This is a genomic window from Mycoplasma razini, from assembly GCF_048076865.1.
Classification (GTDB): Bacteria; Bacillota_I; Bacilli_A; order Mycoplasmatales; family Metamycoplasmataceae; genus Mycoplasmopsis.
In genome coordinates, this window is sequence record NZ_CP182212.1 from 472,849 (window position 1) to 499,250 (window position 26,402).

18 protein-coding genes are annotated in these 26,402 nt (G+C 29.0%); 5 read left to right on the forward strand and 13 right to left on the reverse strand.

The window, feature by feature from the left end; all coding sequences use genetic code 4:
- Window positions 1-150: 150 nt before the first annotated feature.
- Complete coding sequence (locus ACM0L0_RS01895) at window positions 151-1,182, reverse strand: hypothetical protein (RefSeq protein WP_416738289.1); 1,032 nt, start codon at window positions 1,180-1,182, stop codon at window positions 151-153.
- Between the two features lie 15 nt (window positions 1,183-1,197).
- Window positions 1,198-1,629, reverse strand: a complete 432-nt coding sequence (locus tag ACM0L0_RS01900) for a hypothetical protein (RefSeq protein WP_416738290.1) — start codon at window positions 1,627-1,629, stop codon at window positions 1,198-1,200.
- Between the two features lie 533 nt (window positions 1,630-2,162).
- On the opposite strand from ACM0L0_RS01900, the gene ACM0L0_RS01905 reads away from it, so the two are divergent.
- The 4 genes from ACM0L0_RS01905 to ACM0L0_RS01920 are packed head-to-tail and all read left to right on the forward strand — an operon-like array spanning window position 2,163 to window position 5,990.
- Window positions 2,163-2,597, forward strand: coding sequence for a division/cell wall cluster transcriptional repressor MraZ (locus tag ACM0L0_RS01905; protein ID WP_416738291.1), 435 nt, complete (start codon window positions 2,163-2,165; stop codon window positions 2,595-2,597).
- Complete coding sequence (gene rsmH / locus ACM0L0_RS01910; RefSeq protein WP_416738292.1) at window positions 2,584-3,492, forward strand: 16S rRNA (cytosine(1402)-N(4))-methyltransferase RsmH; 909 nt, start codon at window positions 2,584-2,586, stop codon at window positions 3,490-3,492. The genes ACM0L0_RS01905 and rsmH overlap by 14 nt, the downstream gene beginning before the upstream one ends.
- 27 nt (window positions 3,493-3,519) lie before the next feature.
- Window positions 3,520-4,731, forward strand: coding sequence for an MAG3720 family protein (locus tag ACM0L0_RS01915; RefSeq protein ID WP_416738293.1), 1,212 nt, complete (start codon window positions 3,520-3,522; stop codon window positions 4,729-4,731).
- Between the two features lie 8 nt (window positions 4,732-4,739).
- Window positions 4,740-5,990 carry a cell division protein FtsZ gene (locus ACM0L0_RS01920; RefSeq protein WP_416738294.1) on the forward strand — a complete coding sequence of 417 codons (1,251 nt, stop codon included), beginning with the start codon at window positions 4,740-4,742 and terminating at the stop codon, window positions 5,988-5,990.
- Window positions 5,991-6,129: 139 nt separating this feature from the next.
- Here the strand turns inward: ACM0L0_RS01920 and ACM0L0_RS01925 are convergent, their stop codons facing one another.
- From ACM0L0_RS01925 to ACM0L0_RS01955, 7 genes are all read right to left on the reverse strand, one after another.
- Window positions 6,130-7,827, reverse strand: a complete 1,698-nt coding sequence (locus ACM0L0_RS01925) for a hypothetical protein (RefSeq protein ID WP_416738295.1) — start codon at window positions 7,825-7,827, stop codon at window positions 6,130-6,132.
- Between the two features lie 11 nt (window positions 7,828-7,838).
- Complete coding sequence (locus ACM0L0_RS01930) at window positions 7,839-9,218, reverse strand: hypothetical protein (protein WP_416738296.1); 1,380 nt, start codon at window positions 9,216-9,218, stop codon at window positions 7,839-7,841.
- Window positions 9,219-9,688: 470 nt separating this feature from the next.
- Entirely contained in the window at window positions 9,689-11,194 is a 1,506-nt protein-coding gene (gene gpmI, locus ACM0L0_RS01935; protein WP_416738297.1) for a 2,3-bisphosphoglycerate-independent phosphoglycerate mutase, read from the reverse strand.
- Window positions 11,195-11,301: 107 nt separating this feature from the next.
- Window positions 11,302-12,486, reverse strand: coding sequence for a phosphoglycerate kinase (locus ACM0L0_RS01940; protein WP_416738298.1), 1,185 nt, complete (start codon window positions 12,484-12,486; stop codon window positions 11,302-11,304).
- An 86-nt stretch (window positions 12,487-12,572) separates the two neighbouring features.
- On the reverse strand, window positions 12,573-13,676 hold the full coding sequence (locus tag ACM0L0_RS01945; RefSeq protein ID WP_416738299.1) for a DUF3137 domain-containing protein: 1,104 nt from the start codon (window positions 13,674-13,676) through the stop codon (window positions 12,573-12,575).
- Between the two features lie 6 nt (window positions 13,677-13,682).
- Window positions 13,683-14,339, reverse strand: coding sequence for a LemA family protein (locus ACM0L0_RS01950; protein ID WP_416738300.1), 657 nt, complete (start codon window positions 14,337-14,339; stop codon window positions 13,683-13,685).
- 130 nt (window positions 14,340-14,469) lie between these two features.
- On the reverse strand, window positions 14,470-20,295 hold the full coding sequence (locus ACM0L0_RS01955) for a hypothetical protein (protein ID WP_416738301.1): 5,826 nt from the start codon (window positions 20,293-20,295) through the stop codon (window positions 14,470-14,472).
- A 144-nt stretch (window positions 20,296-20,439) separates the two neighbouring features.
- Here ACM0L0_RS01955 and trmB point away from each other — a divergent pair, with 144 nt between their 5' ends.
- Window positions 20,440-21,048: a tRNA (guanosine(46)-N7)-methyltransferase TrmB gene (trmB, locus tag ACM0L0_RS01960; protein WP_416738302.1), complete on the forward strand. Its 609-nt coding sequence runs from the start codon at window positions 20,440-20,442 to the stop codon at window positions 21,046-21,048.
- Between the two features lie 36 nt (window positions 21,049-21,084).
- On the opposite strand, the gene ACM0L0_RS01965 is transcribed toward trmB, so the two are convergent.
- From ACM0L0_RS01965 to ACM0L0_RS01980, 4 genes are read right to left on the reverse strand one after another with little or no spacing between them, the layout of a single operon-like run.
- Window positions 21,085-22,389 (reverse strand): CNNM domain-containing protein, encoded by a 1,305-nt coding sequence (locus ACM0L0_RS01965; protein WP_416738303.1) that lies wholly within the window; start codon window positions 22,387-22,389, stop codon window positions 21,085-21,087.
- Window positions 22,390-22,392: 3 nt separating this feature from the next.
- Window positions 22,393-23,859, reverse strand: a complete 1,467-nt coding sequence (locus tag ACM0L0_RS01970) for a DnaB-like helicase C-terminal domain-containing protein (protein ID WP_416738304.1) — start codon at window positions 23,857-23,859, stop codon at window positions 22,393-22,395.
- Window positions 23,846-24,307, reverse strand: a complete 462-nt coding sequence (rplI, locus tag ACM0L0_RS01975; RefSeq protein ID WP_416738305.1) for a 50S ribosomal protein L9 — start codon at window positions 24,305-24,307, stop codon at window positions 23,846-23,848. Before rplI ends, ACM0L0_RS01970 begins: the two co-directional genes overlap by 14 nt.
- Complete coding sequence (locus tag ACM0L0_RS01980; protein WP_416738306.1) at window positions 24,288-26,291, reverse strand: DHH family phosphoesterase; 2,004 nt, start codon at window positions 26,289-26,291, stop codon at window positions 24,288-24,290. Before ACM0L0_RS01980 ends, rplI begins: the two co-directional genes overlap by 20 nt.
- Window positions 26,292-26,402 lie beyond the last annotated feature (111 nt).

Here is a 26,402-nt window from a genome sequence, read left to right on the forward strand (position 1 = left end):
TTATGAAGTCAAGAAAATTAGGAATTGCAACGTTAGTTTTATCATCTCTTTGTGTTATTGCTAATCTTGCTATTGTGCTAGTAGCAATTTTTTCATATAACCATATTAAAAACAGCGCTATTATGACAAATCCCGGGGACACTCAACTAGTTATTCATAAATATCTCCTAAAGCAAAAGTTACATCCATATTTAAATATTTAAATGTGATTCCTTTTTTGGGTTTTAAAACACTCCGTGGGTCTTTGAATTTAGCAGGATCAAGAGGGATGTTAATTTTTTTGATAAAGAATAAATCATATAATTCTTTTAATTCTGGGCTTAAATTAGGTTTATCTTTATAAAAGTATTCAATGGCTTGAACGTATTTTTCATTATCTTTGACACTTTCATAAAAATTATACTCACCTTTTAATCCGTTATTAAACTCTTGATCATCTTGCTCATCAACTTCAGGTTTTTTATTACCTTGTAAGTCAAAGATTTTATTAAAGAAGTAGTTATTTTTATATTCTACCGCTGGTAGATAATTACTACTAAACTCATTAACTAATTCTTTTCTAATATTAAATGCTTCATAATATTTTTGATTAATCCGATATAAAACATCCACGTCGTTGATGTTATATTTTAAAAGTTCGTTTTTTTCGACGTTAGTTAAGTTTTTCTTATCTCAGGGAACACTACTTTCTTCAATATTAAGTCCCATTTCACCAGCAGCAACTTTTAGGGATACTGGTAATCTGTATTTTGAAGCATCGTAAAAAATAAAGTTTTTATCAAACCTTGGGTACCCTTGATAAGTATCATTAACAATACTTTTGGATATATTAAAGATTTGGTCAAAAAATGGTTGATTATTTTTTCTTATAAAATTAGCATCGTTAATGATTAATTTATTATTACTACGACGATTTTTAGCAAATTCTAAAATGTGATATAAAATTGTTTTATCATAGAAAACATTTCATCCGATGAAAATATTGTTCTCACTTGTATTTTGTATTCAATTTTTAAACTGGAACAATTTTTGGTCTAAATTAATATCATCAATTGAAAATTCAAAAATGGTTCTTTGGTTAGTTTTATCTTGAAAAAAGGTTACACAAATATATTCAGGTAACACCTCAAAGTCAAAATATTCATCATTATAATCATTAATTGTTTTTTCTATATTAGTCATATCTTCTCCTCTATATTAAATGTTTTTAAAGTTTTGTAATTCATTAAAATGATCTAAATATCAGTTACACTTATCGCAATGGCATTTTAATAAATAACGCTTGAGATTATTTAAATTGATTTGATTTAAACAAAAGTCATTAATTCAATGGATATTAAATAATCTTTCGCTTTGTAAGTGAATTAAATCATAAATTGCCCGACCGTAATTAGCCACATAAATTTCAACTTTATTATTATCTCAAGTAATTGTTTGTTTTGATATTCCAAGATTTTTTAAAATTGGATTTTTCTCATATGTTTTTAGATAACTGATTTTATTATCATAGAAAAATTCACTACTATGTCAATCAGCACCATTACTTGATCGATTAAAATTAAGATTTAATGCTTCTCAACCGCTGATATAATTATCATAACTGGTTTTTGGTAACTTCTTTAAAATCATTCTTTCTCCTCTATTATTATGTGTCCTTGTCTATCTATATTAATATAATAGATGGAGAATATATTCTATAACTACTAATTATGAAGTTGAAATTAAAAATCATAAAATTGATCATAAAATCTTGAATTTAGACAAAAGTTAGATTTTATTTTAATTTTATATTTCTAAAAGATTTAGTAAATAAAGTTATATATTCAAATAATATTTTATTAATACATTTTTTTAAACTCAAGAAATTATCTTGAGTATTTTTTTCTTAATTTTTGATAAAAGTATTTTACTACATATCACAACCAAACATTCTATTATGAAGAATAAAAATATTCTTCATAACTTATCAAAAATATAATGGGCAAATAAAAGAATAATCTAGATTTTTGTATATTAAACTTTTATAAAAATATAAAAATGTTATTAAATCAAGGTGCTTATAAGATGTAATTAATAAAAATAAAAGAAAAAATTTATTTTTTTTGTTTTGTGGTATTAATAAATGGTAGAATTATGGTGGATAGTGGGAGGAAGTGGTAAAAATGTACGGATCACAAACACGAAATATCGATGATAAAAACAGAGTAGTATTACCACCTGTTTTTAGAGATGAACTCGGAAGCAAACTTTACATTACCATCGGATTTGATGGTAATGCTGAAATTCGTTCTCAAGAAGGTTTTCAATCATACATTGCGATGATTGAAAACAAATCTAGATTTGATGTCAAAACCAGAACATTAGCTAGATATATTTTTGGAAACACTTTCGAAGTGGTACTTGATAACCAAAACAGAATACCTTTACCTAAACCAATAATTGAAAAATTAACTATCCAAAAAGAAGTGCTCTTTATCGGAGTTGGTTCAATTGTTGAACTCTGAGCTAAAGAAAAATATGATGAAATTCAAAATCAATATACAGTGGAGGATATGGCAGAATTAGCACAATTCTTGTCACAAGATGTCTCAAAATAAATTACATTACTCAGTTATGCTAGAAGAAACTGTTGATTCACTAAACATCAAACCTGATGGTATCTATGTCGATTTAACAGTTGGCATGGGAGGTCACTCTTCAGCCATTCTAGCTAAAATACCAAATGGAAAATTAATTGCATTTGATAAAGATGATTATGCTTTAGCACAATCTCAAAATAGATTAAGTGCAATTGCTTCAAACTTTATTCTAGTTAAAAGCGATTTTAAAGATATTAAAGATAAATTGCACCAACTAGGTATATATAAGGTAGATGGTATTATTGCTGATTTAGGAATTTCATCACCTCAAATAGATCAAGCTGAGCGGGGATTTAGTTATAACAAAGATGCTAAATTAGATATGCGGATGAATCAGCAACAAGAGCTAAGTGCTTATGATGTTGTAAATTCATACTCTGAAGAGAAATTGGCTGACATTTTATGAAAATACGCTGATGTAAAACTGAACAAAAAAGTTGCGAAAGCCATCGTGAATGCTCGGCCAATTTCAACCACCATGCAGTTAGTTGATGTTGTCAAATCTGCCTATCCTGCAGCTTTATTAAGACAAAAAAATCCTGCTAAAGCAATCTTTCAAGCAATCAGAATTGAAGTTAATAATGAACTTGATTCGCTTCAACAGTTATTACTTGATGCAACTGAATTATTAAATAAGGATGGAACATTAAGTATCATTACTTTTCACTCACTTGAAGATAAAATGGTTAAAGACTTTATCAAAGAATTAACCAAAAGTGACTTGCCAAGCAAAATGCCTGTTATGGAAGAGAAAAAATTCCTAGTTAAACAGGTCAAACCTTCAAAACAAGAAATTGAAGAAAATAATCGCTCTCGTAGCGCAAAATTACGTGTAATAAAGAAATTAATTTAGCAAAGTATGCTTAATAAAGGAGTAGTTATGAAAAAGTATTTTATAAACTTTCACATTCGTACCAATGAATGTTCTTTTGCTTTTGTAAATAATTACAATGATAACTACTTAAATGTTAAATTAGCTGCTCAAAATCAAATTTCTTACTCACACCCTAGCGATCTTTTAACTTGACATGAACAAGTTCTAACTCAAGTAAAAGAAGTTGTCAAAAAAGACAATGTGACATTAAACTATGTTTTTGATGATAATTTATTCCCAAATTTAGAGCAAAAAATCATGGTTAATAAATTAAATTGTCAAAACACAAGTTATGATTCAAAAATTCTTTCAGAATTATTTACTCAAAAAAATGACACATTAATAAAAGCTCATGTAATTGAGGATTTCTTAAATGATTTTCCAATCAATTACACTATGCAAAAAAATGAAATCATTAAGGAATATAAAGATATTCCAAAAAATCGTATAGCTGAAACAATTACCCAATACTTATCAGTTTTCAAAACAAATTTACCTTTGTCTTCACTCAATGATTTTAAAGCAATTTTTTCAGCTAACATCTTAAATTGCAAAACAAACTACTTTTTACAAAGTCAAATCTTAGCAGCAAGTATGAAAAATATTCCTACCTCAAGCCTAGTGGTGGATTTACAAGCTGACTATATTACTTTCTTTGTAGTTAAAAATGGGGCAATTTTAACTTATAAAAAAATGCCTTTTGGTTACAACATGCTTGATAATGATAATGAATTTAATAATCTTCAAATTATTAAATATCAAGTAAAAAATCAGTTCATAAATGAAAACGATCTAGAGGAAGAACCTTCATTAGTTCCAACTCTTAATGGAATTTCAAAGCAATATAGTGCGTTCAAAAACTCCTTACTTAATGAATTATTAAAATACACTATGATAAGTTTCAAAAATCCTCTTATAACACAACTAAGCCACATTGCATTTACTGGTCAACTTGCATGAATGGTTAAGGATATTGAAGAAATGTTCTTCTCTCGTTTTAATGAACATAACATGACTATTCAAAGTCTTAATAATGATAACAACTTTAGATTATTTACTTTAGATGACTCAATTTTAGAACAAGTTGTCTTAGTAACTAATGAAAATAAGGCTGAAACAATACAAAACAACACTGTGTTAAGCAAAATTGATTACACACACCCTAAAGCTAAAACAAATCTTTTAAGCAAATTATTTAGTAGATTTAACTTAAGATAGGAGACAAAATGAATAACGAATTAGATAACAATGCAGCATCATACAAAACAGCCATTTCCCTAAAGGTCATAGGGGTAGGTGGTGCAGGAAACAATGCAGTTAACATGATGTTTGATGAAAATTTACCAAATGTAGATTTTATTGTTGCCAATACAGATCTTCAATCACTTGAAAAAAGTAAATGTACACATAAGGTTGCTTTAGGTAAAGAAAATCGTGGTTTTGGTGCAGGGTCTGATCCTAAACTAGGAGCCAAAGCAGTTGATGAATCTACAACAGAAGTCAAAGAAGCCTTAAAAGACGCTGATGTAGTAATCATTACTGCAGGTTTTGGAGGTGGAACCGGTACAGGTGCCAGTCCAAAAATTGCACAAATCGCTAAAGAAAGTGGAGCATTAACTATTGGTCTGGTTACAACTCCATTTATTTACGAAGGTGTTAATCGTATGCTTGTTGCACAAAATGGTATTGAACAGCTTAAACAAACTGTTGATTCATATATTGTCCTTTCAAACGAAAAATTATCAGATGAAAATCCAGACGTTCCATTTGCTGACTCACTTAAATTATCAAACGTAACCTTAAAAAATATTATTATGGCAATTCATGATGTTTTAAATCGTGTTGGCACAATCAATATTGATTTTGCTGACATTAAGCACACACTAAAAGATTCAGGACTAACTATTGTTGGTATTGGACAAGCTACTGGTGAAAATCGTGCTGAAAAAGCTGTCAAAAAAGCTTTTGAAACAAACTTATACGAATATGATATCAAACATGCATCTAAGCTTTTAATCAACATTCAACATGACAAATTAGTGACAAATAAAGAAATTAGAAATGCAGTTTCTGCAATACATGAAATTCTTTCAGGTCAAGGTGGCTTTATCAATGATTGCAAAATTGGTCAAGAAATCGTTGAAACTGAAGATAACAAACAAATTTTCAAAGTTTCTATTATTGCCTCAGGTGTAGATGCAACTACAGCTGATGTGCAAGAAGAAAAACCAGCTTCTAAGATTGATTCAATTACAGACTTGCAACCTGAAATTGAAGATACTGAAGAAGTTATGCTTGAACAAGAAGAAAATAATACAATGATCAAAAATACTTTAGAAGCTGACTCTAATGCATTATTACATGCTGCTGAGGAAGTTAAATATGCTCAAACAAAAGAATTGAACTCATACTTTGATATTGATGAAACTTCATTAACAGATGAACAAGAAGAAACTAGTTGATTTATTTCAAAATAGTCGATGTTAAGAAGACTTGAAGTAACTAACAATTTTCCTTGTCAAACAGTCTAGCTAATACCTAGGCTGTTTTATTATCCCTTAGTTTTATAATATTTTAATTAAAAAATGCCCTACTGTAAAGTAGAGCATTTTGCAATTATTTTTTGCTTAATAAAGCAGCAATTTCAGGTATTGATAAATTATACAATGTAGCTAAGTCATAAGGATTTTCATTTAAATAAGTTTTATTAATGCGTTTATCAAAGTCATCTACAGTCATAGCCATATGTGGCTGTCATTTTAAACGAGAATCAAGTTTAAAGTAATCAAAAGTTCTATATACTAGACTTGTAATAAAATCATTTGGAACCTTATTTATAACAAATTCAGGTTCATTATCTTGTAAGATTAGTGGGACAATGAAGTCAAATGTTTCAACTGTTTCATTCGCTATAGTATTTTGTATATCCATGCTTAGTTGGTCACCTTTTATTGAATCATATAATTGATCAATGTAAGCTTGCTCATTACTTGGTTTTGTTTGATATCTATCAAATTGATCGCTAAAGACTTTTTGATAATATAATTTAAAACTTTCAAAAGAGCTATGTGTATATGCATGACTTGCTGGTACATGTTTTATTGGCTGATAGTTAATAAAAACCTTATTTGTTATACCATAAACCATATATAATTCCGGCTTAAATTTGCTATGTTGAACATTTACAGGAATAGAAATTTTATAAAAGTGTACATTAGGATTTAATTCCTCTAATTTATTCTTTTCAAATTCTGGCTTATAGTCGATATATAGTTTATCGTTATCTAAGTACGCTAAATCATACTTAGATAAAAAACTGTTTTTTAAAGCAACTAATGATTCATGCATGCTGTTTGATAGTTTCTTATCTTCCAATAATGTAGATAGTTTATTATTTGCGTATGACAATTCTTGTACTGTATAACCATTTATAGCTTGCACAAGTTTATCTTTATTTAAGTATGATAAAGGGGCATTAAACTCTGAGTCCTTACTTTTAGCACTAAATTCTAGCTTGTTATTTCACGCTTGTGCTAAAAAACTTGAAATATTAAATTCATAATTTGGGTAAAGCTTATTAAAAATCTCTTCTTCAACATTTCAAGCAGGTATCATTTCTGTTTTTTGATTATCTTCTAATTGAACAAGACTAAGAGAAGAGACCAAATCTAGTCCATATTTTCTATTATCCTGCACAAGCTTCTTGTGTTCATTGCTATATTCAGCTAAATTAATTTTATTTTTACTTTGTAAAATATTTTGTAAAAAATTTATGTTTTTGCTTTCTCCTATAGGAGCAAAAAATCCAATATCTTTATTTAATAAATCCATTTGCTTATATAAAGGTATAGTGATATTCTTATATGCTATATAAACAGCTGGCACCATATCTCCTGGTTTACTTTTTTTCTCTTCTTTTTTTATAAAATAGCAATCAGAACTATTCATATAGTTTAAGTAATTATTCACTAAATTAATATTTACTCAAGCTGTTTTATTTATTGTTCCATCATTGTTGTATATCTTTGGATTTCTATTTATGGTTTGAATAATTAAATTAAGCGACTTTAAATAGGTTTCTGAAGGATAGTAAATTTCATGATCCTGTGCTGGAATAAATTTTAATACTGCTTTATTTAGCCCATCAAGATCAAAGCTTTTGTTTGGATTTACTCAAATTAATTCTTTAATACCTTTAATTTTATTCAAATTATCATTCAATTCACTTTTTTCTGTTTGATGGCATGATACAAGTGAGCAAAATGGTAAAAAGGATATTGGGCCAAATAATGTTAACTTTATATATTTTTTCACATTAATCCTTTCTATTCGTTTATTTTTAGAATATATTTGACTTCAGCAACTTCATCTATATATTTAAAATAATATTCCTTAAAAACAGATTTTAATGTCGCTAAATCAGGATACCCAATCGCTTTTCAAGAGCCATATCATGAATTTAGATATTCCTTTTCTAATGCCTCAAGCATAGCACCATATTGTTTCATAATTAACATCACTTCTAATTCTAAGCCATCTTTTTCGTATTCTCCATAGTATACATTTTCCACAGGCGCATTAAATGCTGTGCTTTCCTTATATCTAGGAGTTCTTTTATCATCACCAAATTTTAAATATAATGTAGAAGCTATATCAGCAAAATTATCAAAATCCTTATTATTATGTTTGCTTTGATACTCCGTCAATATACCAGATATTGATTTAACTGCTTTAATTTTTACACTATTGCCGGATTCAGCACTTCACTTTTCAAAAAAGTCAATAAGAGTATGCAGTGAAGGTGTTTTAAAAGCAAGTTTATAATCTAATCTTTCTATGTGCTTAATATGTTTAAGATCTCAATCTTGTTTTATTGTAAAGAAATTGTACCCTGTACCTATCATATTTGATAGTTTATTTGGAGATAAATTTACTGTCTTTATTTTTTCATCATGGATCATTTTTAACATATTGAAAATATTAGATTTTATATTTTTAAATAAGTCAGAAACTATTTGATTATTATGATGAGCATAAATTAATGCATATTTCAATTCGTTATATTGCTGTAAGCATTCTTTATCCAAATTTTTCAAAATGTCATGAACTAAATATCCTGAATAACGATCGTCCTTGCATAAGTAGTTGTATAGCAATAGCATCTCTTGTTTAAATTCTTCATAGTTTATATTTCTTATGTAATTGATTGTATCATTAAGAATCTTTCTAAAATCATTTTCATTCCCTGAAGCCTTTACAAATATCATCCCATACTTAGTTGCATATTCTTCAATTAATTCATTATACCCTTTCAATTTTAGTAAATTATCATCTGAGGCTAATTTCATAATTTCAAGTGCATAGAATATATTTTTATACTTATCTGCTAATTTTTTTAAATAAATTTTATCTGTTCTCATATTATTTATAATTGGAGTAATTTTGTCAGCTGCTGTAACTATATATTTTCACGAATCAGATTCATTTATATTTTCTATAAAATTATCTTCTATATTTCTTCAATTTAAATAATCAATTTTGTTCATTTCAAAAATATTTTGTGGACCAAAACTCATATTTATTATATTATCATCATTAACAGTCGATTTTGCTGTATTAGTTGATACTATTGGCACAACTACCATACTATTTGTAATTAATGCACCAAAAAGTAATAATAATGATTTATGTTTTTTTCATTTCACCTCTTTAATTTATGTACATAAAATAAATGTATATACAATAATTATAGACTAATGTTCTTACGTACATTATAGAATTTGATTTCATGTGGAAGTTTCCACATTTTTTCCTTTTTTCAGATTTCTGAGCTTTAAATACTTTAAACTTAGAAAGCAAGTAAAATAAATAAGCGCATTAATGAACTTTTAATAAGATTTTTAAATGATATGTTCGAATGATAAATGATCTAAATCATTAATTTCAATTTTAATAAAGCAAAGAAAAAACGAAACTACCTAGCGCGTAGCTTCGTTAATTTTTTTATAGCTGGTGTATAAATTTTAACAATATAATGCTTACTATTTTTACCTACAAAAGATATTCATTCAATATTATTGGGAATATCTACATCTAGGCTTAAATATTCATTTAAATCTTTCACAGATTCACAAAAAGCATTTATAGAAAATGTACCTTATAGGCGAAATATATATTATTTAACTAATAAAGATGGTTCATCCATTTCTTTTGGTTGTGCTACATGAATGTAGTCTAATACAGTTGGAGCTACATTAGCAAGCTTACCATCTGCTAATTTAACACTTTTATCACTACATACAAGCATTACAGGACTTGAAGTGTGTTTTGTTGCTGGTTTGCCATTTGCATCTTCAGTGATTTCTGCATTTCCGTGATCAGCTGTAATAAAGATTGTTACATCGTTTTCTTGAGCTCATTTAATTACTCTAGCAATTTGCTCATCTAAGAATTCAACAGCTTTAATAGCAGCTTGTAAGTTTCCGGTGTGACCAACCATATCAGGGTTAGCATAATTCATAATAGTTACATCAAAATCAAGCGCGTTAGCAAGTAATTCATCAGTAATTCCTTGTGCAGACATTTGAGGTGCATCTGCATATGATTCAACTTTAAGAGAATCAACCATAATACGTTTTGAATTTTTAAACTCAATATCATTACCACCATCCATAAAGTAAGTAACGTGAGCATATTTTTGAGTTTCAGCAATTCTTAATTGTTTTAAGCCAGCTAGTTCAAGTACTCTACCAATTGGCATTGTTATTTGCATTTCATCAAAAGCAATAATTGTATTAATTCCTTCATATTTCATCATTGAAACAAATTTATCAATGTTTCTTGGGCGAACTGGTTTGACATCATATAATGGTGATCCAATAAATAAGTGAGTTAGTTGTCTTGCTCTGTCAGGTCTAAAGTTAAAGAAGATAATTGAGTCTCCATCTTGTACAAAATCTTCTTTACTTAAGTTAGCATTAATTGCAGGGACAAAGAATTCATCACTAATATCTTGACTATATTGGTTTTCAACATATTCAAGTGGTGTATTAAATGTGTGATCTGAGTTACCTAAAATAGCTTCATAAGCTTTTTCAACTCTATCAAACATTGAGTCTCTATCCATAGCGTAAAATCTTCCAGAAATAGAAGCTACATTGTAACCATATTCCTTGCATAAAGCATCTAATTTTTCAAATGAAGGTTTAATGCTTCTTGGAGCAACATCACGACCATCACCAAAGGCGTGAATTGCAACTTTTTTAACTCCATGAGCATGAGCTGATTTTAGCAACTCAAATAAGTGATTTTCAAGTGAGTGAACTCCACCAGGAGATAGAAGTCCCATTACGTGTAATGTTTTATTATTTTTCTTAACAGCTTCAAAAGCTTCAATAAAGGCTTTGTTTTCGCCAAATGTACCATCATCTAAAGCTTTTTGAATTAAAGATAGTCCTGTATATACAACAGTTCCAGCCCCAATGTTTAAGTGCCCAACTTCTGAGTTTCCCATTTGTCCTTTTGGAAGCCCTACATATTCACCAGAAGCTTGAAGCACTGAGTTAGGGTAATTTGCAAGTAAATTATCAAAAGTAGGAGTGTTAGCTAAAGCAAAGGCATTACCTTGTTTTTCAGCTCTAAGTCCTAATCCATCAATAACTATAAGTACAGTTTTTTTCATTATTTCTCCTTTTAAATTAATTAAAAAAATTATATTGTTTTCTTATAAATATGTAAATAAAAACTTTGAATAATAAAAAAATAAGAAGCTTACGCTTCTTACCAAAATTATTTGTCTTGAACTGCTTCAACCCCAGGTAATTTAAGTCCTTGAAGTAATTCAAGTGAAGCTCCACCACCTGTTGACACGTGTGTAAACTTATCTTCCATTCCTAATTTTTCAACAGCAGCAACAGAATCACCACCACCAACTACTGAGTAAGCACCTTTAAGTTGTGCAATAGATTCACAAACAGCAAGTGTTCCTTTTTCGTAGTTAACAAATTCTGCCACTCCCATAGGTCCATTTCAAACAACTGTTTTAGCATCTTTTAATGCATTTTTAATGTTCTCAATTGATTTAGGCCCAAGATCAAGTCCCATGTAACCATCTTTGATTGATCCTTCTTGAATTTCAGGTTCAACATCTTTGAATTCTTTAGCACAAGCATGGTCAACTGGTAAAATAACTTTGTCACCATATTTAGCTAAAAATTCTTTAGCTAGTTCTACATAGTCATTTTCTACTAATGAAGTTCCAGCACTTTCTCCTCTTGCAACCATAAATGTGTAAGCCATAGCTCCACCAATGATCATTTTATCAGCGATTTTTGCTAAGTTTTCAAGTACTTGAATTTTATCTGAAACTTTAGCTCCACCAATAATTGCAACATATGGGTGTTCTGGGTTTGTGATCACTTTGTTAAGTGATTCAACTTCTTTTTGCATTAAGTAACCAAGTGCAGATTCTTTAATGTTTGAAGAAATTCCAACGTTTGAAGCGTGTGCTCTATGGGCTGTTCCAAAGGCGTCATTAATAAATACATCACCTAAAGAAGCTCAGTAAGCTCCAAGTTCTGGGTTGTTCTTAGATTCAGCTTTGTCATTTAAGTCTTCAAAACGTGTGTTTTCAACTAAAACAACATCACCAGGTTGCATGTTTGCAACTGTTTTTTCTAATAATTCACCTCTTGTTTCAGGCACAAATGTAACTGGACGTTGTAATTCATTTGCAAGTTCTACAGCTACTGGTCTAAGTGTTTTAGAAGCTAAATCATCAGCTGATTTAATTCTTCCTAAGTGTGAGAATAAAATAACTTTTCCACCTTCAGCAATAATTTTATTAATTGTTGGTAAAGCTGAAACGATTCTCTTTGTTGATGTAATAACACCATTTTTAACTGGTACGTTAAAGTCAACTCTAACTAATACTTTTTTACCTTTTAAATTAAGGTCATCAATTGTTTTTTTCATCGATATCTCCTCTATGTTATCTTTTGAAATTATATTTTATTTTGAGTAAAATAAATTAAAAAATATAGCTTTTTACAGCTATATTTTTAGTATAAATAGTTAGGAATATAAACTAGTTCAAGTAAGAAGTAAAGTGAAAATATATCCTTTAAAATATCATTATAAATTGCTTTTGTAATTTTTTCAGGCTTTGTTGCATATAAAGGAACATCAATTAAACCAAAACCTTCAGGTGAAATAAATGACATATAGATCAAATCATCATCAGCTTCTAGGTTTATAGATTTTGTATTAGTTAACTTATAATTATTATTTCACATTTTAGTTAAATTTTCCATTGCTAATGGGGTAAACATCATACGAGCTTTTAATTCATCATTACATCTTAATTTAAAAATCTTATTAAATTCTGGGTTTTCTAATTTAATCTTTTTCATTCTACCAGCAAATGATTCAAAAAATGTGAATGATGTTCAATGTTTTGAATCTAATGCTCTGGCATCAATTTTTAATAATGTAGCATAATAATGAGTTTCGCTGTGATGTACATTACCTTTTGAATCTGTATAAGTTGTTTCGTGAATTCAATGGGTATTTGAAAAGTGTGTTGGGTATTTTTCATCAATAATTAAAGTTTGACAAGGCTTTGCTTGCACCAATCTTGATCCATTTGGAATAGATGTAGGCATACAGTTTTTATATTCAGCCATTGTAAATACATGTGTTTGAGGATCAAATGAATATTTGATTCCTGCTGAAGTGGTATCATAATTTTGTCCCTCAAAATTTCAGTTAGGCTGTAAAATACCAATAGCAGCTTTATATAAGTCAGCTTTTGACGTTTTTTCTTTAATAATTTTTGAGATATCTTTTGCTATGCTTACAGCTTTTCCAAAAAAGACACAAGCAAAAATAAAGACTGGAAGATTTAAAATAGCAATAATTACACCCACAATTAATCCAGCAACACTTTCATTAAAAGCAGAAGGAATAATAATGGCTAATGTAATAATAAACAATGCTAATGTAATTGATGCAACAATTATAAAAAGCTTCTTATTCTTTTTATATTGATCATAAAGGGGTAATTTAAAAGCATCATCTACTATTTTTTTAATAGTAGGGAATACTTTGTTATCAGCTTCACTTTTAAAGTCTGTATAGTTTAAAAAGTCAGCTACACGTTTCATATATTTCTATAATCCTAAATCATTCATATTTACATCTAATCTAGCTTTTGCAGAAGCTTGGAATAGAGGTACTGTTGTTAATTTCATATTTGATGAAACAACATTGTCTGGTCAAGTCATAATTTGCATATTAAATGCATTTGCTTTTGAGTTATATAATCTTCTGGCTGCAGCAATTTCTCTTTCTAGATAAACTGTTTCTTCCATTAATTCTTTATATAAACTATCAGCTTTAAGTTCTGGGTAGTTTTCACCCACAGCCATTAAACGTCCAAAAATTGAGTTATTTAAACTTTCAATTTCTTGGCTATTTGCAGCTGTGTTTCCAGATAAAGTTAAAGCACGTAATTTAGCAACATCTTCAAATACTTTTTCTTCGTGGATCTTGTAAGATTTTACTTGTGCTACAATCTTGTTTAAAGTATCTGAACGTTTTTGTAGTTGTGTGTCAATTCCTGATGCAGCTTCATTGATATCATTTTGCATTCTAAGGAAATTGTTTCTACGTATAATGTATCAAACAAGTGGAATAATAAGAATAAATGATGCATATATCACTATTTTCCCACCTAATGATGCTGTTGCTGTAACAGGTGTATTGTCAGCAACTGGTTCTAATCCTTGTGGATTTTTTACTTCTGAGTTATTAAATAAATTTGACATTTTATCTCCTTTAAATTATTATATAGCTTTTAACTTATCTTTTAGGATAAAATCAAAAATTCTAGCCCTATAAAATAATAATTTTTAACTTTCAAGCTAAAAAGATAAAAGAAAAAGTAGCTTATGCTACTTATTTCTTAGAAATATATAATCCAAGACCAGAAATAAATGTTATAACTGAAAGAACTAAGACAGCAATTCATCATCAGTATGGTGAATTTTCTTTAATACTGTCTTTTGCAGCTTGAAGTGCGTCTTGTAATTCTTTTATAAGTTTTTCTACTTCATTTTGGTTTGAAATATTTACTAATGTTTGATCTTGAGCTAAAGCATTATTTGCATCACTTAATGCTGCTTTAACTTTTTCTTTAGCTTCTGGGCTAATATTCTTTTGCATTGTATCTGTATTAAATGCATCTTTAATTTGTTTATTAATAGTTACTAAGTTACCTGCTTGTGTGTTTAAAGAAGTAAATTGTGTGTTTAATTCTTGTAGCTGTGCAAAGTTTTGAGCACTATTTAATTGTTCAACTAATTGTGCTTTAATTTCAGGAGTTAATGAATTTAGATTTGTTTTAACATTATTAACTACTTGATTAAAGTTGTTTGTTCCATCTAAAGCTTGTAAAGCATTATTTAATTGAGCTGTCATTGATTTAATTTGTTCAGCTGAATATTTATTTAAATCATTTTGTGTTTTGTTTGCTTGTGTTAATGCGCTAGCAAAATCATTAGCTTTATTTGGAGTAGCATATTTGTATTGTTGAGCATTTGGCATTAATTCATTTGCTTGTTTAATACTTTGTTTTAATTGAGCAATAGCGCTATTTAAGTCTTTAGCATCATTTACATTAGCATTAACTTGTGCAAGAGTTGTAGCAGCTTGAATTTTGTTAATTGCAGCTGTTTTTTGTTCTTCACTTAATTCTGAAAGTGCTTGAACTTGTTTAATTGCTTCTGCTATAGCAGATTCCATTTGAGCAATATCTTGTTGTGCAGGAGTTAAAGCATTTTGTAATTGAGCTTTTAATTCATTTAATGCTTGAGCTGTAGAATCACTAGTCAATAAGTTGTCTTGAATTTTAGCATTGATTTGAGCAACTACTTCATCTAATTGAGCTTTATTAGCTGGTGTGATGTAGTTAGCTTTCTTGCTTGTTAAGATTGTATTAACTGGTGTAATTTGATCAAGTAATTCTTTTGCAGCTGTATTAAGTTCAGTTGCCATGTTTAATACTTGTTCCATAGCTTGTTTATCATTTAACTTATCAACTTGAGCTTTGTAAATATCTTTTACTGCAGGGCTTAATGTTGCTAATTGATCGATTTTTGCCTTAATTGCTTCTCGATCTGCTGTAATATTAGCTAATCCATCTAATTGGTTTGTAGCTGTTTCTAAAGCAGTTGCAGCTGTAGTTACTTGTGCTAATTTATCATCTAAATTATTAAAGTCTGTTTTTGCTTTTAAATCTGCTACTAAAGTATCAATACCATTTTTAGCTTGGTCAAAAGCTTGTTTTTTATCTTGAGAAGCTTTTAAGTAATTATCACCTTTTGCAGTAGTATTTGCATTGTTGGCTTGTTGATTTAATTGTTCAATTGCTGTATCTAATTTTTTAGCATTTTGGGCAGTCTTGTTTAATTCATCAAGATTATTTGCACTTTCTAATGCATTTGTTAATGCTGCTTTTTGATCTTGAGATAAGTTGTTTAATTCAGTAGCTTTAGCTTTTGTTAAGTTTGCATCACCATTTAATGCAGCAATTGCTCCTTTTAAAGCACCTGATTTAGACTTAATTTCATTAACATCTAAAGTTGTGACATTTTCTTTTTCAAGGGCTTGTAAAGCTTCTGGAGTAGTTAATTGATCAAAGTTTGCTTTTGGTTCTTGATCAGCAAGAGAGTAATTCTTAGTATTTTTAGTTTCTTTTGCTTTTTGTGCTGATGAAAGTAATTCTCCCATAGCTTGGTTTAACTCATTAGCTTGATCTTGTACAGCAGTAATATCTTGATATGAAGTTGCTTTTTGTAGTTTTTCAACTAAAGCTGCTTTTTGACTAGTAGATAAGTTTTCTGAATTATTAATTAATGATTTAGCTGTTGCTTTAAGTGCATCTAAAATCATGTATTCACGATCTGAACTGTTTTTAGCTTCAGTTGCTGCTTCAATAGCTTGATTTAAAGTTGATTCTTCAACATTGTTTTTTAGTAAAGCATTTTTCAATAATTCTTCTGCTTTAGCTTTGGCTTCTTGTAGTTTTTGAGCAGTACCAGATGTTAAAGCTGGATGCATTGGATTTGCAATAGCTTCATTGATTTTTTGCTCTAATTCAGCAAGCTCACCAGCTTTTTGGTTTAATGTATTAGCTTTAGTTGCAATATTATTAAGTTGTTCAATTGAAGTTGCATCATTAACTTGTTGTTTTAATGCATCTTTATATTCTTGAGATAAATTCTGAGCCTTATCAATAGCATCACGTACAGATTGTTTCTTTTGATCTAATGTAGAATCTCCATCTAAAGCATCAGCAGCTTGTTTTAAGTTTGCTTGAGCAGTTTTAAGTTTTGAAATCAATTCATCAATAGCATTAGCATTTGGAATTGGAGCATTTTGAACTTCAGTAATTGCTTTAGTTAATTCATCAAGCTTGCTGTCAAAAGTGTCTTTCTTATCTTTTTCAGATAGGATATAGTTATTTCCTGTTTTAGCTGAGTTTTGTTCTTTTTGATATTTTTTAGCTTCAGCTAAGGCTGCTTGAAGTTCTTTTGCTTTATTTTTAATTGCATCAACTTCTTCTTTAGATTTTAATGGTTCTAAAATTGAATCAATATCATTTATTTGTTTTTCACTTAAAGCGTTATCGCCACTGTTATTATTTAAAAGTTCTCTTTTAGCTTCTGACTTATAAGTTACAAGTTTTGTCTCTCCATTTAATTCAGAAATAAAGTATTTTATATTCTCTGCCACGGAATTAAAAGCTCTATAATGAACGCCTCCAGGAGTGTCTAATATAACTCCTGCAGCATATGCTTCTATAGACAATTGACTTTTTATAGCTTCATCAGCATATTTATATGCTGGAGAATTTTTATCTATTGATTCATAATCATGTAAAACATCGCGCAATGTTTTCATGGATTTATCTAAAAGTTTACTTTCTTCAAAAGCTTCTTTAACTGTGCTAATTTGAGAACGCGTTCTTAGTTTGCTTATTTCTTGTTGCTTTTGTTCTGGAGTTAAATTCTCCAAGGCATTAATTTGAGTTTGATATGATTTTAATTCTGCTATTTGAGCTAATAATTCATCAGCTTGAGTTCTATTTTCTAATGCATTTTGTTTTGTAGTTAATTCACTTTTAACTGATTGACTTAAGTTTAATCCTTTTATTGCATTAGTGATTTCTTGATTTTTAACATCACCATCTAAATTTTTAAATGCTGCATCAGCTGATTGTTTTAATGTATTTAATTGTTCTTCTGTACTGTCATTATTAAAGTTATTAATGAAATTGTTAACTTTTTCAATTTCAGCTTTATAAGCTTCTTGTAAGTTACTTGAAGCTAATTTATAATCAGCTGTATTTAATTTTGCTTCAAGTTGTTCTTTATATGCTTTAGCAGCTTTGTAAGTTGAATTTAATTCATTAGCTTTATTTAATTCATTTTGTAAATTATTTGCACCTTCAAAAGTAAATTTGTTAAATTCTTCATTAACTTTAGTTTTAACAGTTTCAGGTAATTCAGTTGCTTGAAGTTTATCATTAAATGGTTTAATAGCTTCTGCTTTAGCTTTTTCTAATGCTTTATTGTATTCTTCTAGCATTTCTTGCATTTTTGCTTTATCAGCTTTATAAACTTTATTATCAAAGTCGTTATTTAATTTTCTTAAGGCTTCTAAATTATTTGGAACCATTGATGATTTATCTTCTGTATCAATAATACTTTGTACAAGATTCTTTTTAGCTAAAAGTTGTTGATAAAGTTTTTCTTCTTCATCATTTCTTCTTCATCTGTTATCTTCAATAATTCTGCTTGCTTCTTCTAATGCATCAGCAGCTGAATTAACAGTTGCAAAATTATCACTTGTAATTTTACCTTCATTAGTAATAGCTCTAGCATCTTGTAAAGCTTTTTGAACTTTAGCTCTTTGTTCTGGATTTGGTATTAATTTTTCTAGATTTCTAGCTTCCGGATCAGTAGAAATTGCATTTAACTTATCTAAAACATTTTGAGCATTTTGTAAGTAATTGTCATAATCATTAATAACATTGGTTAAAACATCATGATTTGCATCATTTGTATTAATGTTATTTCTAATTGTTTCAATAGCTTGTGTTGAAATAATATCTTCAGGGTTGTTTTCTAGTTTTCCTAAAGCTTCGGTTTCTAAAGTTGTTCCATTAAGTGCATCATAAGCTCTTTGAACTTCTTGTTTTAATTGAGCTAATTGTTCCTCGTTAATTTGAGCAACTTTAGCTTTACCTTCTTGATCTAAGAAAGCATTTTCAAATGCGCTCACAGCTTGATCATAAGCTTGTTTTAATTCAGGGTCAGCTTTTAAATAATTCTTGTCTTGCTTTCTACTGTTGTATGCATCTAACTCACGTTTAATTTCACTAACTTTTGTAGCAAATGCTTTAATTTTATCCGCGTTTGCAGTAATGTCAGTAAAGTTTGTTTTTGCATTAATTTCACTTTCAAGTTGAGAGTAAACATCACTTGATACTAAATCTCTAACGGTATCAAGAGCTTCTGGTTGAGTGTGATTTCTTGCACGGTCAAAATTCACTCTTGCATCATTAGCTGTAACTTGGAATTTGTTATATACTTCTCTAACCTTTGACATTGTTGGTAATTCTGGATTACTTTGTCTTTCTGATTGGCTTAAATTATCAAGACCAAATAAATCAGAAACAAGGTTTGGAACTTGTCCACTTGTGTATCCTAATAACTTATGTATACCTGTACTTAAAGTTGTGATATTTTTGTTCATATTTATCATCCACTTATAGTAACCAATAACATCTGCTAATCTGTTTCTTTGATCATTATTGTTCAAGTTTTTGTAAAAATCAGAATTTTGATAATCATCCAAACTATTAACATTGTCAAGTATTTTTTGGAATAACTTTTTATATTCCTTAACACCTCTAATAAGTCTATCTCTACTTGCTGGGCTGGCGTTTGTATCACCACCTCCACCACCTACGTTACCATGAGGTGCTGCAATTGCTGTAAAGAAAACAGTAATAGGACCAATGTGCGTGTATGTTATATTGTCTAGATCCATGCTTGGTGTATCCATTTGTGTATTAACATTCTTAATTGGAGTGATTAAACTTTGATATGATTTATCACCTCACCATCTTGATCACATAGGTGTGTTTCTTAATGCATTATCAGCATCTTTTTTGTATTGTTTGAATTTATCAATAAATTGTTTTTCACCAGCTCCTCATCAAATACGATCTGTTGAGTCTGGGTAATAAAATTTGATAAAATAACGAACCATATCGGTATATGAATTATTAAGTGCTGTTCGACTATACATATCATCAAGATTACCTCATACTCCACCATTGTAGTGAGTAGAGTTCAATGTATCAATCCCTTTAAATAAATAAGGATCACCAAAGGCATATCCTTGTTCCGCATTATAATATTTAACTAAATATCCATAAAATGTGTCAATTGTTTCTTTAACACTTTGTAATTCTTGAACGCTATTAGCTGAATTAATTTTTTCTGTTAATTCAGGAATGTCACGATTTCTAAAACCACCAACACCGAATTTGAATTTTAATCCCTCTAGATAATTAATAAGTTCTTGTTTTTGTTGTTCTAAATTGTCGCCTGCAACATTTGCTTCAGTACTAGCTGAAATTAAGGCGCTAGGAGCAGCAATCCCAATTAGAGATCCTGCCATTAAAATACTAACTAAAATTTTTTTCTTCATGTTTCTCCATTCGACTATAAAAAAGAAAAAGTAGCTGAAAACAGCATAATTTATTTAAAATATACACTTTTTTGAAAAAAATCAAAATTAAAAAATATTTTTTCTCACGGGATTAAAATGTAATTTCCTTATATAATAATTACTATGAGACTTAGATTTGATAAAAATGCAGAAGCTGAATTAGCAGCTTCAAAATATTTAATAACACAATTCCCTATTAGTTTAAGAAATGATGACGTACTTGAAATTGGAGCTGGTAAGGGAGAGATGATTACTCAAATGGCCAAAGCTAATCCAAGTATTAGATATATTGCTTTTGAGAAGTATCCAACAGTAGCAAATAAGATTCTGAAAAAAATAAAAGAAATGGATCTAAGCAATTTATACATTGTTACTAAAGATGCTGCTAACTTAAATGAATTATTTACAGGGAAGATTGATACTATTTGATTAACCTTTTCTGATCCATGACCTAAAAATGCTCACGAAAAAAGAAGACTAACATATAAAACTTTTTTAGAGCAATATAAAAATATTTTATCAAGCAATGGTGTACTAAAATTTAAAACTGATAATGATAAATTGTTTGATTATTCACTTGAATCATTACAAGCAAATAATTGAACTGTTTTAGACTACACCAGAGACTTACATGCTTCTAAATATAATAGTGAAAACATTGCTACAGGTTATGAACAAAAATGAGCTGCAAAAGGAAAAAATATTAATTTTCTAATTGCAAAGCCTAATTAAAAATGTACTATCTTAAAATAGTACATTTTTTATTTTTTAAAGTTTATTTACTTCAATGAATGCAGAGAATTTTTTGTTTTTAACAATTTCAACAACCTTAAAAGTCACTTCATCATCTAGAGTATAACGAGAGTTCTTGTAAAGACGTTTAGTCCCAGTACGTTTGAGTAAAAAGCTGCGTAAATCCATATCTTCTTCTTCTGGTGAAATGAGTTCATCATCAATTTCAAGTTGCTTGAATAAATCGCTCATTTTAACGTTTGATTGTACTCTAGCTTTTTCTAAAGATACTTCATAAATTTCTTCATCATCATCAAACTCATCATAGATTTCACCAACAATTTCTTCAATAATATCTTCAATAGTTATAATTCCTAAAACATCTGTACTATTGTTGTTTTCAACCACAAAAGCCATTTGTGCACGTGCAGAACGCATTTTTTCAAGAGCTGAAGATAAAATTGAATTTGCTGAAATTAAAGGCACAGGTTTCATATAATCTATGATCCGACCTTTTTTCAGGTTAAAGATATCTTTTAAAAGCACAATTCCAATTAATTGCCCATCTTTTTCAACCGGGATTCTAGAATAATTAGTTTCCTTAAAAATTTCTAAAGCATCTGCAATATTACTTTTTGATGAAATAGTTGTTACTTCTTTCATTCTGATGTAGTGTTGTGAAACTTTAGTTGAATCTAAATCTAAAGCATTTTGAGCCAATATGCTTTCTCCGGTTTGCAATACCCCTTCTTCTTGAGCTAAAGAAAGCATTGATTTGATATCTTCCTCTGAATTGGTTACATAAACATTTTTTGACAACTTACTAATTGGATATGTAAGTGGGAAAAATAATCAAAACATCACTTCATTAAAGATACAAAAGATTGTTAGGTATTTTTCTGGGTTACTTTTAGCAATTAGTTTTGGGGTTATTTCTCCAAATAAAACTAAAATTGGTGTAACAACTACTGTAGAGATTACTACTGTCATCGGGTCACCTTCAGTAAAATAAAGTGAAAGTACATAAGAAGTTAAAGCTGAGGATGCAACATTAACTAAATTATTTCCTATTAAAATTGTGCTAAGAAGCTGATTGTATTTTTTGACTTGTTTGTTAATTAATTCAGCAAATTTTTTCTTTTTATCTTGCATATCATGCAATTTGGCTGGTGAAATTGTGCTGTAAGCAGTTTCTGATCCAGAAAAAATGCTGCTAAGTAAGAACAATAAAATTAATACAGCTGCCACAATACCAGTGATAACTGGCTTATTGACATCATTATTAGTTGTTGTTTCTAATGTTTTTTGTAAATTAGTTATAAGACTGGAATAACTGTCCATGGTTTAATATCTGTTCCCTTCATTTTCATCTGTAAATTTAACATATTTACCAGTATAAATTAAAGTATCGCTACCAGGTTGCCCATTTCTGTTTTTAGCAACTGTAACAACCACTGGAATATGTTCATTTGTGTTATTTTCTTCTTCTGATACTCCCTTTTTTAGAGGTTTTCTATTTAAGAAAATAACAGCATCGGCATCGTTTTCAATTTGTCCCGATTCACGTAAGTCATTTAGTTGAGGACGTTTGTCTTCTCTATTTTCAACATTACGAGATAGCTGTGAAAGTGCTAAAATTGGGATTTTAAGTTCTAATGCAAGTGTTTTTAATGAACGTGAAATTGTTGCAACTTCTTGTTGTCTATTTCCTCCAGTATCACCTGCTGAAAGTAGTTGTAAATAATCAACTACGACTAAATTAAGTTTTCCTTCAAGATTCTTTGCTAAGTGACGAATTTTAAAGATAATTTCAGTAATGTTGCTTTTTGGTTCATCATCGAATCAAACAACACTTTCTTTTTTCATATTTTCAATTGTATGAAATAGTTTTAATGCTTCATCACTATTGCTAATTAGTTTTGGATTTTGAATCTTATAAAGTTCAATTCCACTTGAAGTGGATAAATAACGACTAGTAAGTTCACTAGTTGGCATTTCAAGTGAAATAAAAGCAACGTTTTTCACTTCGCCATTCATATTAGCTTCATCTATGATGTTTTTTGCTATATTTAAGGCTAAAGCAGTTTTTCCAACTCCTGGACGAGCAGCTAGAATAATTAATTGCCCAGGCTTAATCCCTTTGACATACTTGTCAATTGAATAAAATCCTGTGTATAAAAATTTGTCTTGGTGGTCTTTGTTTTGTAAAACTGAATTAATGTGTTCTGCTAGTTCAAAAGCTGCTTGATCTAGTGGAATAAATTCAGAATTCTTAATTGACATATTATTATTCATAATAATGAAATTTTGTAAATCTTGAATACTACTATCTCAATCAATGTCTTTATTATGTCCAAATACTTTAACATATTCAGCATAAAATGATTCTAAGTTACGCATCTTTTGCAACTCGATTAACTTTTCAATATTTGGTACAAAGTTCTCATCATTGTAGAATGAAGAAGCTACTTTATTTAGTACAGCTAAAGATAGTGCACTATATTCAAACTCAGTATTGTGATCATCAATTAATTTTTTAACATCATTATAATCAAATGTTATTGTTTTATTATTTGAAGCATTACGAGTAGTTTTAATAAGCTTAAATAATTGGTGGTATGCTTGATTAAAGAAGGCTTGTGGGGTTAGATAATCAAATGCTAAACCTTGTTTATCTAAATCATTTAATATATTACTTAATATTTCTCTCTCAATGCTTTCACTATAAAATAAAGTATCTTTTAGTGGAGCTAAATCGCTAGAAATATTACGAAATGGTTTATCTTCTAAAAAACGTCTATTTCTTGACATGTTGGATAGTAATTTCTACTCTAATATTAGCTTTAATATCTTTATAAAGCACAGCTTCTACATCATGTGGGCCTTCTGATACTAAACGTACTTTACTTAAAGCATGTTTGTCTAATTTAAATCCTAAGGCTGTTAATTTTTTATCTACATCCTTAGTTGATACTGAACCATGAACATTTAAGTTCCCATTTGCATCAGTATTAGCTTCCAAAGTATATTTTAGAACTAACTTTTCAAGTTTTTCTTTAAGTTCTAAAGCATTAGTTCTATGTTCATGTTCATTTGCCACTAAATTATTTAATCTTTTATTTAATTGGTGTACAGTTTGGTCATTGTATGGGACACCAAAACCATTTTTAATTAAGTAGTTAGATCCGTATCCATTTGATACTTCTACTACTGTATTTGCTTTTCCATCTTTACAATCTTTAATTAATATTACTTTCATCTCTAATCTCTCTTTCACTAGTTATAATTGCATGTCTTATGTTGTCAACAAATGTTTCTAATTCTTCATCTGAGACAGCTGCAGCTGTTGAGAAGTGTCCTCCACCTCCAACTTGTTCACAAATTATTTGCACGTTAGTACCAATTCCTCTAGCACTAAGTTTATAATATTTTGTTCCTTTTAATCTAGCCACTACAAAGCTAGCTACTCTTCCTTTAATTTTTAAGATTTCATTAGCTGCCATTGAAATAACATCATTGGGAACTTCTAAATCACTATAGGCTAGGAAGTAACCTTTTTTAACTTCTTGAGTATTACTTAAAATTTCTTGAATTTGCTCTTCAGTTTCATCATCTATTTTAAGTAAGTTACCTGATTTAATAACATTAGCACCTTTTGATTCTAGCCAAGCACTAGCTTCAAAAGTACGTGTTGTAACTGATTTTGAAAATTGTGCAGTATCAAGGAAAATACCACTTAGAAGCAATTGAGCACAAATTTGACTGATATTTAATCGATATTCAATAAAGGTCATAATTTCGGTCACAATTTCTGAAGCTGAGGAAGCAGTGGTATCAATATAAATATTAGTAATTGGACAATAGTCAATACTTTTACCTACCCGGTGGTGGTCAAAAATAAATATATTATTTCTAGCAGCATTAATTATTGCATCTTTATTATCAGTACGAGCTACATCATTGTTATCAACTAAAACAACTAGCGTATTTCCATCTGTAATCTTAGTTGCATATGCAGGTTTGATAAAAACTTTTTCATCAAATCCACTTGCTTTGAGCTCTTCTAAATATTTTTCAGTTGTTTGATCAAAAGTTACATTACATATATAAGCTTTCTTACCAAAGCTACGAGCAATTTCAACTACTGCATAGGCTGAACCTAAAGCATCTAAATCTGCTAATTGGTGTCCATAAACAATAACTTGTGTAATGTTTTCTTCTTCTAGACGTTTAGCAAATTCAATAGCAACTGATTTAATTTTAGTTCGATTATTATTTGCCATAATTTCACTATTTGACCCATAATAAACTGCAGGCTTAGTGTTTGAAAAAATTGCAATTTGATCCCCACCTCTGTTTTGCGCTTGCACTAAAGCTTTTTTAGCTTGTTCAAGTTTTTCTTTTAATGAAGATCATCCCCTTGCAAAACCAACACTTAATGATAGTTTATTAATTGAAGGATCGGTAATATTTTGGTGGATATTAGTAAATAGACTAAATTGGTCTAATGACATTTCATTTAATGACTTTTCATTAGTAATAACAACAAATTTTCCATTAGTATATTGCCGATAAATCAAGTTGTATTTTTCCATATACTCTTTAATAGTATCGATAACAATTTTATTAATTAAGAAAATTTGTTCTTCAGATAAAATTGATTGATACATTTGATAATTATCAATTTCGATTTCCCCTACTACTGGTTTTTGTTCTCATGATTCCACTTTAAATAAGTGCTCAGTTGTTATATCACGAATAACAATGGTATTTGATAATGGCCAGAATTGAGCTTCATAAATATTTTTATTATTTTCAAACTCAATCTTAGTTTGGTTCATATCAACTTCTTTTTTGTATCCTTTGTCTATCTTTTGGAAAAACTCATTAACAGACACATTAATAAAGTCTTTATGAAACTTGTTTTTAATAAAATTACTTGTTCAAACAATATTTTGATCAATGTCATAAATAATTAAACCAATATTGTTATTAGTCATAATTTTTTCTAGAAATCCATTAAACGATTTATTAATCAGTTCTCTGGACTTTGCAAAGTTATAAACTGCAAAATATAGCAGCATAATAACAATTCCAAGCACCACAAACATACCAATAATTGTCAAGATACCTGTCAATTTATCAGTATGAAGATTAACTAATGCTCAAATTAAGAGAATAAACATAATAACAAATAATGTTATTAATCCTGAATAAATTCAAACTTTTTGTTTCTTTTGCATTGCTTCCTTTCAATTATTTAAATTATAAATTAATTCTAATTAAAGGGGCAAATTACTTTAATCTTTTTTTACAATTAACCATAGGTTAATTAAGTAAAAAAAGTACAAAAA